Annotated in this window: 11 protein-coding genes; 9 read left to right on the forward strand and 2 right to left on the reverse strand. The window is 74.0% G+C overall.

Translation table 11 applies throughout. The features are described from left to right. The 5 genes from I55_RS02780 to cobJ all read left to right on the forward strand — a co-directional run. Positions 1-1,405 (forward strand): cobaltochelatase subunit CobN (locus tag I55_RS02780; protein ID WP_044558971.1); only part of this gene is annotated, 1,405 nt, incomplete at its 5' end. Next, positions 1,402-2,802 (forward strand): precorrin-3B synthase, encoded by a 1,401-nt coding sequence (cobG, locus tag I55_RS02785; protein WP_049973774.1) that lies wholly within the window; start codon positions 1,402-1,404, stop codon positions 2,800-2,802. The genes I55_RS02780 and cobG, both read left to right, overlap by 4 nt. Next, positions 2,789-3,454: a precorrin-8X methylmutase gene (locus I55_RS02790; RefSeq protein WP_044558980.1), complete on the forward strand. Its 666-nt coding sequence runs from the start codon at positions 2,789-2,791 to the stop codon at positions 3,452-3,454. Before cobG ends, I55_RS02790 begins: the two co-directional genes overlap by 14 nt. Before the next feature lie 5 nt (positions 3,455-3,459). Then, complete coding sequence (locus tag I55_RS02795) at positions 3,460-4,242, forward strand: precorrin-2 C(20)-methyltransferase (RefSeq protein ID WP_044558973.1); 783 nt, start codon at positions 3,460-3,462, stop codon at positions 4,240-4,242. A 5-nt stretch (positions 4,243-4,247) separates the two neighbouring features. Continuing rightward, complete coding sequence (gene cobJ / locus I55_RS02800) at positions 4,248-5,027, forward strand: precorrin-3B C(17)-methyltransferase (RefSeq protein ID WP_044558974.1); 780 nt, start codon at positions 4,248-4,250, stop codon at positions 5,025-5,027. Here the strand turns inward: cobJ and I55_RS02805 are convergent. Beyond that, a complete protein-coding gene (locus tag I55_RS02805) occupies positions 5,003-5,746 on the reverse strand; it encodes a cobalt-precorrin-6A reductase (protein WP_044558975.1) in 744 nt (247 codons plus the stop codon). The two genes, cobJ and I55_RS02805, sit on opposite strands and share 25 nt — an antisense overlap. 29 nt (positions 5,747-5,775) lie before the next feature. Between I55_RS02805 and cbiE the strand changes: the two genes are divergently transcribed. Together cbiE and cobM are read left to right on the forward strand one after the other, a co-directional pair. Continuing rightward, positions 5,776-7,398 (forward strand): precorrin-6y C5,15-methyltransferase (decarboxylating) subunit CbiE, encoded by a 1,623-nt coding sequence (cbiE, locus tag I55_RS02810; protein ID WP_083900793.1) that lies wholly within the window; start codon positions 5,776-5,778, stop codon positions 7,396-7,398. A gap of 30 nt (positions 7,399-7,428) precedes the next feature. Beyond that, positions 7,429-8,190 (forward strand): precorrin-4 C(11)-methyltransferase, encoded by a 762-nt coding sequence (cobM, locus tag I55_RS02815; protein ID WP_044558976.1) that lies wholly within the window; start codon positions 7,429-7,431, stop codon positions 8,188-8,190. Positions 8,191-8,192: 2 nt separating this feature from the next. Here the strand turns inward: cobM and I55_RS02820 are convergent, their stop codons facing one another. After that, positions 8,193-9,320 carry a cobalt-precorrin-5B (C(1))-methyltransferase gene (locus I55_RS02820; RefSeq protein ID WP_044558977.1) on the reverse strand — a complete coding sequence of 376 codons (1,128 nt, stop codon included), beginning with the start codon at positions 9,318-9,320 and terminating at the stop codon, positions 8,193-8,195. On the opposite strand from I55_RS02820, the gene cobA reads away from it, so the two are divergent. Both cobA and I55_RS02830 read left to right on the forward strand, forming a co-directional pair. Next, complete coding sequence (cobA, locus tag I55_RS02825) at positions 9,319-10,107, forward strand: uroporphyrinogen-III C-methyltransferase (protein WP_044558978.1); 789 nt, start codon at positions 9,319-9,321, stop codon at positions 10,105-10,107. The genes I55_RS02820 and cobA overlap by 2 nt on opposite strands. Continuing rightward, positions 10,100-10,984 (forward strand): cobyrinate a,c-diamide synthase, encoded by an 885-nt coding sequence (locus I55_RS02830; protein WP_307718692.1) that lies wholly within the window; start codon positions 10,100-10,102, stop codon positions 10,982-10,984. The genes cobA and I55_RS02830 overlap by 8 nt, the downstream gene beginning before the upstream one ends. Positions 10,985-11,098: the final 114 nt, after the last annotated feature.

Here is an 11,098-nt window from a genome sequence, read left to right on the forward strand (position 1 = left end):
CGGGTTGGTGCGCGACCTGGTGGTTAGCATCCTCATTTCGTATCCGGAATGGACCAGGACCCAAGAGGGCCTGGACCTCTTGCGGGCCGAGGTGGCGCCCCCGCTGGCGGCCAGCGGGCCGGCGGAGATGGCCGCCCTGCTGGCCGGGCTGGACGGCCGCTTCGTCGCCCCGGGGCCGGGCGGATCCCCGGCGCGCGGGCGGGCCGACGTGCTGCCTACCGGCCGCAACCTGTACGCCATCGACCCCCGCGCCGTGCCCACGCCCAGCGCCTGGGCCCTGGGCTGGAAGGGGGCCGACGCCGTGCTGACCCGCCACCTGCAGGACCAGGGCGACTGGCCCCGCCAGCTGGTGGTGGATTGCTGGGGCAGCCCCACCTTGCGCACGGGAGGGGAGGAACTGGCCCAGGCCCTGGCCCTGATGGGCGTGCGCCCCCTGTGGGAGTCCGGCAGCGGCCGGGTCACGGGGGTGGAGGTGCTGCCGGCCACGGTGCTGGGCCGGCCGCGCGTGGACGTGACGCTGCGCATCTCGGGATTGTTCCGCGACATGTTCCCGGCCCAACTGGCCCTGTTCGACCAGGCGGCGCGCAAGATCGCCGGCCTGGAGGAGGAAGACGCGGTCAACCCGCTGGCGGCGGCGGTGCGCATCGACCGTGATGCGCTGATGGCGGGCGGCATGAGCCCTGGCACCGCCGAGCGCCAGGCCACGGCCCGCATCTTCGGCGCCGCCGCCGGCGGCTACGGCACCGGCCTGACGCGGCGGCTAGCCACCGGCGACTGGCAAGCCCGTGAGGAGCTGGGCGCCGCCTACCTGGACAGCGGCTGCCACGCCTATGGCCTGGACCTGGAGGGTGTGGCGCTGCCCGCCCTGTTCCGCCGGCGCGTGGGCCTGGCCGACGCCCTGGTCCACATCCAGGACCAGCGTGAAACCGACGTGCTGGACAACGACGGCATGACCCAGTTCGAGGGCGGGTTCGCCGCCGCCGCCGACCTTCTCGGCAACCAGCCCATCCTCTATCACGTCGACAGCGCGGAACCGGAGCGCGTCGTCCCCCGCACCCTGGCGGAGGAGGCGGCCCGTGTGGTGCGCGGCCGCGCCGCCAACCCGCGCTGGATCGAGGGCCAGCGCCGCCACGGCCACAGCGGTGCCGCCAGCCTGGCGCGCACGGTCGATGGCGCGGTGGACCTGGCGGCCCTGGCCGGGGCCGTGACCTCGCACCAGGTGGACAGCCTGTATGACGCCTACGTCGCCGATGGCGAGACCTGGGACTGGTTGGCCGCCAGCAACCCCGACGCCGCCCGGCAAATTCTGGACCGGCTGGAGGAGGCCTTGCGCCGGGGCCTGTGGCACCCCCGCCGCAACTCCACGCCCGAGGATCTGGCCCGCCTGCGGGAGGAACTGGCATGAACGCCCCGATCACCCCCCCGCGCGTGCGTGGCGCGTGCCCCGGCGCCCTGGTGCCCATGGCCGTGGCCGACGGCCTGCTGGTGCGCCTGCGCGTACCCGGACACACCCTGCCGGCGGCGACGGCTCTGGCCGTGGCCGACCTGGCCCGGCGCCACGGCAACGGCTTGGTGGATTTGAGCCAGCGGGCCAACCTGCAGATCCGGGGCGTGACCGAGGCGACGCTGCCCGCCCTGACCGGCGCCCTGCGCGACCTGGGCCTGGTCAACGGCGACCCCGAGGCGGAACGGGTGCGTAACGTGCTGTGCAGCCCGACCTGCGGCCTGGATCCGGCCTGCGCGCCGGTGCACCCGCTGGCCCAGGCGCTGGACGCCGCATTGAGCATCAACCAGGACCTTTGGGAGTTGCCGGCCAAGTTCAACTTCGTCCTGAACGGCGGCGGCCAGGCACCTTTGGCCGACGCCGTGGGCGACATTCGCTTTGACGCGCTTGAGGGAACCGACCTGTTCCGAGTGGCGGTGGGCGGTGACCGGGCGGGCGCCACCACGCTGGGCTGCTGCCCGGCCGACGCCGTGGTGCGAACCGCCGTGGCGCTGGCACGCGCTTATAGATCGCTCGCCCCCGGTCGCCGCTATCGTATGGCGGGGCTGATCGCGGCGGAAGGAACAGCGGCACTGTCCCGACGCGTGCCTTTGGCCCCGGTGCCGCCCACGCCCCGTGTCACGCCCCCTGCCACGCCCCCTGCCACGCCGGCGTCCCGCCCTCTGCTGGATCAGGTGCTGGGGCGGCAGCGTGGTTGGCTGGGCGTGGCCTTCCCCTTTGGCGGCCTGCGCGCCGAGACGCTGGGGGCCCTGGCCCGCCTGGCATCCACCCTGCGCCTGACACCCTGGCGGGCCCTGCTGCTGGAAGGTGGCGGCAGCGGCCAGGCGGCGGCCGTGGAAGCGCTGGGCGGCATCCTGGCGGCGAACGACCCCCGCCTGGCCCTCTCCGCCTGCAGCGGCCGGGGCGCCTGTGATTCGGGCCTAAGCGATGCGCGGGCCGATGCCCTGGCCTTAGCCAAGGTGGCACCACACCTGCTGGCCGGCGGGCACATCCATGTCTCGGCCTGCGCCAAGGGTTGCGCCCATCCCGGCCCCACACCCGTCACCCTGACGGCGCGGGGGGATGGCTATGATCTGGGCCTGCTGGCCCCGGCTGGCGGAGACGCGCAATGGCGGGACTTGACGCGGGCGCGCGTGACATCGCTGGTGGCCGGGCTGGAAGCTGTCTATACCGGGCGGCGGCGGCCGGGTGAGGATCTGGCGTCCTTCATCACCCGCATGGGCGGGCCGGCCCAGCTGGTCCCCCTGATTGAAACGTCCTGTCGTCGCGCAGAGGAAAGTGCCCGTGTCCAGTCCTGAGCCCCAGTCCGAGGGCACGCCCCCCCGCTACGACTACATCCGCGATGGTGCGGCCATCTACGCGCGGTCCTTCGCCATCATCCGGGAAGAGGCCAGGCTGAACCACCTGCCGGAGGATCTGCGCGCTGTGGCCGTGCGCATCATCCATGCGGCGGGCCTGGTGGAAACGGCGGAGCACCTGCTGTTCTCCACAGACGTGGGCGCCGCCGCCCGGGATGCCCTGCGCGCCGGCGCGCCCATCCTGTGCGACGCGCAGATGGTGGCGCACGGCGTCACCCGCGCCCGCTTGCCGGCCGGCAACGCCGTCATCTGCACCCTGAACGAAACCGCCGTGCCCAGCCTGGCGCAGGAACTGGGCACAACCCGTTCCGCCGCGGCGCTGGAGCTGTGGCGGCCGCACCTGGCCGGGTCGGTGGTGGCCATCGGCAACGCGCCCACCGCCCTGTTCCACCTGCTGGAGATGATCGCGGCCGGCGCCCCGCGTCCCGCCGCCATCCTGGGCTTCCCCGTGGGCTTCGTCGGCGCCGCCGAGAGCAAGGAGGCCCTGGCCGCCAACCCCTGGGGCCTTCCCTACCTGGCCGTGGCCGGCCGGCGGGGCGGCAGCGCCATGGCGGCGGCGGCGGTCAACGCCCTGGCCTCGGACCGGGAGTGAGCGGCATGGACGAGATCACCCCCGGCACCCTTTACGGCATCGGCACCGGCCCCGGCGATCCGGAGCTGATGACCCTGAAGGCCGTGCGCCTGCTGAAATCCTGCCCCATCGTCGCCTACTTCGCCAAGCGTGGCGGCCCGGGCCAGGCCCGGCGCATCGCGGCCGCCCACCTGGACGGCACCCAGCGGGAAGTGCCCATGGTCTATCCCGTGACCACCGAGCTGCCGCCGGACAGCGCCGCCTACGCCGCCGCCATCGAGGGGTTTTTCGACGAGCAGGCGGAGCGGCTGGCGGCACTGCTGGCCGCCGGCCAATCGGTGGCGGTGCTGAACGAGGGCGACCCGTTCTTCTACGGCTCCTACATGCACCTACACCTGCGCCTGGCGCCCCGCTTCAAGGTGGAGGTGGTGCCGGGCGTGCCCTCGCTGCTGGGCTGCGCCGCGCAGCTGCCGATACCCCTGACCATCCGCGACGACGTGCTGTCGGTCATTCCCGGCACACTGGGGGAAGCGGCCCTGACGGCCGCCCTGTCCCGCGCCGACGCGGCGGCGGTAATGAAACTGGGCGGCAACCTGCCCAAGGTGCGCCGGGTGATCGAGGGCCTGGGCCTGGGCCACCGCGCCTGGTACGTGGAACGCGGCACGACGGAGGGACAGCGGGTGCACCCCCTGGCGGAGGCGCCGGACGTCGCCCCCTATTTCTCCATGATCCTCATCCCCGGCCAAGGCAAGCGCGGCGAGCTGCTGACCGCCGCCCAGGGGGCCATGGCCAAGGAGTCGGCCGAATGAACCCCATGCGAGCCCCGGGCAGCCTGACCGTCGTCGGCCTGGGCCCCGGCCCCGACCGCTGGCTGACGCCGGAGGTGGCCGACGTGCTGGCCCAGTCCACCGACCTGGTGGGCTATGGCCCTTATCTCGACCGCATCCCGCACAGCTTCCACCGCCGCCACGGCTCCGACAACCGGGTGGAGCTGTCGCGCGCCCGCCTGGCGCTGGACCTGGCGGTGGCCGGGCGCAAGGTCGCCCTGGTGTCGGGTGGCGACCCCGGCGTCTTCGCCATGGCGTCCGCCCTGTTCGAGGCGCTGGAGTCCGGCGACGACCCCGCCTGGGCCGATGTGCCCGTGCGGGTGTGCCCCGGCGTCTCCGCCATGCTGGCCGCGGCCGCGCGTGTGGGCGCCCCGCTGGGCCATGACTTCTGCGTGCTGTCCCTGTCGGACAACCTCAAGCCCTGGGATTTGGTGTTGAAGCGCCTGCGCCTGGCGGCGGAGGCCGACTTCGTCATCGCCCTGTACAACCCCATCTCCAAGGCCCGGCCCTGGCAGCTGGGAGCCGCCCTGGACACCCTGCGCACGCTGAAGGATGCGGCGACGCCGGTGGTGCTGGCCCGCGCCGTGGGCCGGCATGACGAGGACGTGACCATCACCACGCTGGGCGACTGCGATCCCACCACGGCCGACATGCGCACCCTGGTGCTGATCGGGTCCAGCCAGACCAGGCTGTTGCCGCGCACCGACGGCAACGGCGACGCCTGGGTCTACACCCCGCGCGGTTATGCACCGGCGGAGGTCGCGTGAGCGGCCAGCCAAGCCATGGCGTCGGACGCGGCGTAGAGGCGCGGCGCCGATCCGGCGGACGGGCGGTCGACCATGACCACCGGCAACCTGAGCGCGCGGGCGGCCTCCAGCTTGGCCGCCGTGGCGTCGCCGCCGCTGTTCTTGGTGACCAGGACGCCGACACCATGGCTCCGCATCAGCGCCATTTCACTGTCCAGCGTGTAAGGCCCCCGGTCCAGCACCAGGACGGCGCCGGCCGGCAGGGTGTCCGGCGGGTCCACGGCGCGCACGACGAAGCGGCGCCGCAGTTCCATGAAGGGGTCCAGTTCCTGGCGGCCCACGGTCAAGAAGACGGTGTCGGGCAAGCCGGCCAGCGCCGCCGCCGCCGCGTCCATGTCCGGCACCAGGCGCCAATCGTCATCCGGCCCCGGCATCCACGGCTGGCGGGTCAGCACGGCCAGGGGCACGCCGGCCAGGGCGCATGCCGTTTCCGCGTTGGCGCTGATGCGGTCGGCGAAGGGGTGGGTGGCGTCGACTACGGCCCGCACACCCTCGGCCCTCAGATAATCCGCCAGTCCCCCGGTTCCGCCGAAGCCGCCGACACGGGTGGGCAGGGGCTGGGGCGCCGGCGCGCGCGTGCGGCCAGCCAGCGACAGCGTGGCCTGGAAGCGGGCGTCCTCCGCCAGCAGGCCCGCCAGCTCCCGCGCCTCCGTCGTGCCGCCCAGGACCAGTACGCGCATCGCCCCACTCTCGTTCCCGTGTGCCGGCCATGACTACCACACCTTGGCTGACCGTCGTGGGGATTGGTGAGGACGGCTGGGACGGCTTGGCGCCGGCGGCGCGCGCCGCCGTGACCGCCGCCCACCTGCTGGTGGGCGGCGTCCGCCATCTGGCCCTGGTGCCAGAGACGGCGGGCCAGGAGCGCCTGGCCTGGCCCAGCCCGCTGACCGACGCCTTCCCCGCCCTGCTGGCCCGGCGCGGCCAAGCGGTGACCGTGCTGGCCAGCGGCGACCCGCAATGGTTCGGCATCGGCGCCACGCTGGCCCGTCTGGTGCCGGCGCAGGAGATGCGGGTGTTTCCGGCCCCCGGCGCCTTCACCCTGGCGGCAAGCCGCCTGGGCTGGGCCCTGCAGGACGTCGCCTGCCTGTCGCTGCACGGCCGCCCGCTGGAGACCGTCATCCCCCACCTGTTCCCGGGATCACGCCTGCTGCTGCTGAGCTGGGACGGCGGCACACCGGCCAAGCTGGCGGCCCTGCTGTGCCAGCGCGGCTTCGGCCCCAGCACCCTGACGGTGCTGGAGGCCATGGGCGGTCCGAATGAACGGGTCAGCGGCGCCACGGCCGACGCCTGGCACGGCGAGGTCCAGGACCTGAACACCATCGCGCTGACCTGCGCCGTCTCGCCCGGCGCCCGGGTGCTGCCGCGCACACCCGGCCTGCCCGACGACTGGTTCAAGCACGACGGCAAGATCACCAAGCGGGAGGTGCGTGCCGTCGCCCTGTCCCACCTGGCCCCCGGCCGGGGGGAGATGCTGTGGGACGTGGGCGCCGGTTCCGGTGCCATCGCCATCGAATGGTTGCTGGCCGACCCCGCCAACCGGGCGGTGGCGGTGGAGGACCGGGCGGACCGCATGGCCACCATCCGCGCCAACGCGGCCAGCTTCGGGGTGCCCGCCCTGGAATTCCGCGAGGGCAGGGCGCCGGAGGCCCTGGCCGGCCTGCCCCCGCCGGACGCCGTCTTCATCGGCGGCGGCCTGACGGCGCCGGGCGTGGTGGAGGCTTGCTGGGCGCGCTTGCGCCCCGGCGGCCGGCTGGTGGCCACGGCCGTGACCCTGGAGACGGAGGCCGACCTTGCCCGCTGGCACGCCAGCCTGGGCGGATCGCTGACCCGCCTGTCGGTGGAGCGCGCGGTGCCCCTGGGAAATTTCCGGGGCTGGCGGCCCCTGATGCCCGTCGTCCTGTGGCATGTGGAGAAGCCGCTCACGACGGCCACGCCCGTACCCTGGGCCATCGGCATCGGCTGCCGCCGGGGGGTGACGGCGGACGAAATCCGGGACCTGCTGGCCCGGGCTTTCGCCCAGCTGGGGTGGGAGTCCCTGCCTGAAGGCCTGACGCTGTGCACCGTGGACAGCAAGGCGAGGGAGCCGGGCCTGGTCCAGGCCGCCACCGCCCTGGGCCTGCCGCTGGTGGGCCTGGCCGCTGATGCCTTGCAAGCGATCGATCCCCCCACCCCCAGCGCCGGCCCCGGCCATGGCCTGCCGCCGGTGGCGGAAACAGCGGCCCTGGCCGCCTGTGGCGCCCCGCGGAACCTGAACGCCCGCCTTATCCTGCCCCGTATCCAGGGGCCGGCCAGCACCTGCGCCGTCGCCTGTTCCGAAGGCCCCATCCCATGACCGTGCATTTCCCATGACCGTGCATTTCCCATGACCGTGCATTTCATCGGCGCCGGCCCCGGCGCGCCCGACCTGCTGACCCTGCGCGGCCGCGACCTGATCGCCCGCTGCCCCGTCTGCCTCTATGCCGGGTCGCTGGTGCCGGCCGCCGTGCTGGCCCATGCCCCAGCGGACGCCCGCATCGTCGACACCGCCCCGCTGTCGCTGGAGGAAATCGTGGCCGAGTTCCAGGCGGCCCACACCGCCGGCCAGGACGTGGCCCGCCTGCATTCCGGCGATCTGTCGGTCTACAGCGCCCTGGGCGAGCAGCTGCGGGCGCTGAAGGACCTGGGCATCCCCTACACCATCACGCCCGGCGTGCCGGCCTTCGCCGCCGCCGCTGCCGCGCTGGGCCGTGAGCTGACCCTGCCGGAGGTCAGCCAGACCCTGGTCATCACCCGCACCAGCGGCCGTGCCTCCGCCATGCCGGCGACGGAGACGCTGGAGGTGTTGGGCCAGTCCGGCGCCACGCTGGCCATCCACCTGTCCATCCATGTCATCGACGAGGTTGTGGCGCGCCTGGCGCCGCTGTACGGCGCCGACTGCCCGGCGGCGGTGGTCTACCGCGCCTCCTGGCCGGAGGAGCGGGTGCTGCGCGGCACCCTCGCCGATCTCGCGCATCAGGTGGCCGCGAACCCCATCGACCGGACCGCCCTGATCCTGGTGGGCAAGGCCCTGGGCACCGACGACTTCCGCGCCAGCGCGCTGTACGACGCGGGGTATCAGCGCCGGTATCGCGGGAGGGAAATGTGACGTCAGGGGCCCGCCTGCCCGATCAGCCCGCCCTGCCGGTCGATGACCACCACGTCGACGGCGATGGGCGCGCCGTCCAGCACGTCCAGCGCCACCTGGCGGGCCAGGGCGGCGATCGTGTCCGCCACCTTCAGGCCGGCGGCGTCCGCCATCCGCAGGACCTCCAGCGCCGTGTTGGCGCCCGCCGCGCGCGCCACCAATTCGGGACCGGCGCCCAGCCCGGCCAGGATGCCGGCCAGCCAATCCAGGTCCACCGCGTGGCGCTTGGAATGCAGGTCCATCAGGCCCCGCGCCAGCTTGCCCAGCTTGGCGAATCCGCCGGCGATGGTCAGGCGCGGCACGGGGTGGGTGCGGAGGTACTTCAGGGTGCCGCCAGCGAAATCGCCCATGTCCAGCAGCGCCTGTTCGGGCAGGCCATAATGGCGGGCCACCGTCGCCTCCGACGTCCGGCCGGTGCAGGCCGCCACATGGGCCAGGCCGGCGGCCCGGGCCACGTCCACGCCGCGTTGGATGCTGGCGATCCAGGCGGCACAGGAATAGGGCACGACGATGCCGGTGGTGCCCAGCACCGACAGGCCGCCGATGATGCCCAGGCGGCCGTTCATGGTACGGCGGGCCAGCACCTCGCCATTGTCGATGCCGATCTCCACGATCAGGTCGGCCGCCTTGCCGGCGTCATGGGCCGCGGCGGTCACCGCCCGCGTGATCATGGCGCGTGGCACCGGGTTGATCGCCGGTTCCCCCACCGGCAGCGGCAACCCGGGCAAGGTCACGGTGCCGACGCCGGGGCCGGCGCGGAAGGTGACGCCGCCGCCTGGGGCGCCCGGCATGACACGGGCGCGCACCAGGGCGCCGTGGGTCACGTCCGGGTCATCGCCCGCATCCTTCACCACCCCCGCCATGGCCCAGGCATCCGCGCCCGTGGGCGGGCCCCGTTCCGTCACCGCCAGGGCGAAAACAGGCTGCTGCCCGCCGGGCAGGGTGATGGTCACCGGGTCCGGGAAATCGCCGCCGAACAGGGCGGCCGTGGCCGCCGCCGCCGCCGCCGTGGCGCAGGCGCCGGTGGTCCAGCCCGGCCGCAACGCGCGCCCGTCCCGTCCCTCCCCGTCTTCCATACCGTCCGCGACCATGACTGACCTGATCCCGCCCGCCTTCGATCCACCCGCATTCGCGCCCGGCAGCGTCTGGCTGGTGGGCGCCGGGCCGGGCGACCCCGGCCTGCTGACCCTGCTGGCCCTGCATGCTCTACGCCAGGCCGACCATATCGTCTACGACGCGCTGGTGGATGAGCGCATCCTGGACCTGGCCAACCCCGCCGCTGTGAGGGAATTCGCCGGCAAGCGGGGTGGCCGCCCCTCGCCCGCGCAGGAGGATATCAGCCTGCGCCTGGTGGAGCTGGGCCGTCAGGGCCGCAAGGTGCTGCGTCTGAAGGCGGGCGATCCCTTCGTCTTCGGCCGGGGGGGCGAGGAGGCGCTGGCCCTGGTGGCCGCCGGCCTGCCTTTCCGTGTGGTGCCCGGCATCACCGCCGGCCTGGCAGGGCCCGCCTATGCCGGTATCCCCGCCACCCACCGCACCGCCAACCAGGCCGTGATCCTGGCCACCGGCCATTCGGCGGGGGAGGGGCCGGACTGGGCGGCCCTGGCCGCGACCAAGGCGCCGCTGATCCTCTACATGGCCTGGCGCGGCCTGGGGGACATCGCCCAGGCCCTGATGGCGGGCGGCCTGGAACCGGAAACCGCCGTGGCCGTGATCTGCGACGCCACCACGCCCCGGCAGAAGGTGCTGACCAGCACCCTGCGATCGTGTGCCCGCGACCTGGCGGACAGCGGCCTGGCGCCGCCGGCCATCATCGTCATCGGCGCCATCGCCGAACTGCACGACACGCTGGGCTGGCTGGGGGTGGCCGGCCATGACTGAGCGGATGGCGCCGGGGCTGATCATCGCCTCCCCCGCCTCAGGGTCGGGCAAGACCACCCTGACCCTGGGCCTGCTGGCCGCCTTCCGGGCGCGCGGCCTGGACGTGCGCGCCGCCAAGTCGGGGCCGGACTACATCGACCCGGCCTTCCACGCGGCGGCCTGCGGCCACCCCAGTCTGAACCTGGACAGCTGGGCCATGGCGCCCGCCCTGTTCGACGGCCTGGCGGCCCAGGCGGCGGCCGGCGGCCAGCTGCTGATCTGCGAGGCCCTGATGGGCCTGTTCGACGGTGTGGCGCGGGTGGGCGCCTGGGGCAACGGCGCCACCGCCGACATCGCCGCCCGCACCGGCTGGCCCGTGGTGCTGGTGGTGGACGGGCGCGGAGCGTCGCAATCGGTGGCGGCCCTGGTCAAGGGCTTCGCGACATACCGCGACGACGTGCGCGTGGCCGGGGTGGTGCTGAACAACATCGCCAGCCCCCGTCACCGCAGCCTGATCGAGGGCGCCATCGACGCCTTGAACATTCCGGTACTGGGCGCCCTGCCCCGCACCCCCGGCCACGCCCTGCCGGAACGCCACCTGGGCCTGGTGCAGGCGTCGGAGACCGACGCCCTGGCCGAGCGGCTGGCCACCCTGGGCGCCTGGGTGGGAAGTCATGTGGACCTGGACCGCCTTGCCGCCCTGGCCGTACCCCACACGCCCGCCGGAATGGTAACGCCCGCCCTGCCGCCCCCAGGCCAGCGCATCGCCCTGGCGGGCGACGCCGCCTTCAGCTTCGTCTACCCCCATGTCCTGGCCGGCTGGCGGGCGGCGGGGGCGGAAATCCTGCCCTTCTCCCCCTGGCCGACCAGGCGCCCGACGCCCGCGCCGACGCTGTGATATTGCCCGGCGGCTATCCGGAGCTGCACGCCGGCCCGCTGGCGGCGGCGGGAACCTTTAAGGCCGGGATGCGCACCCTGCCGGGCCAGGGTGCGGCCATCTTCGGGGAGTGCG

Origin of the sequence: Azospirillum sp. B4, from assembly GCF_000333275.1 — a bacterium.
Classification (GTDB): domain Bacteria; phylum Pseudomonadota; class Alphaproteobacteria; order Azospirillales; family Azospirillaceae; genus Nitrospirillum.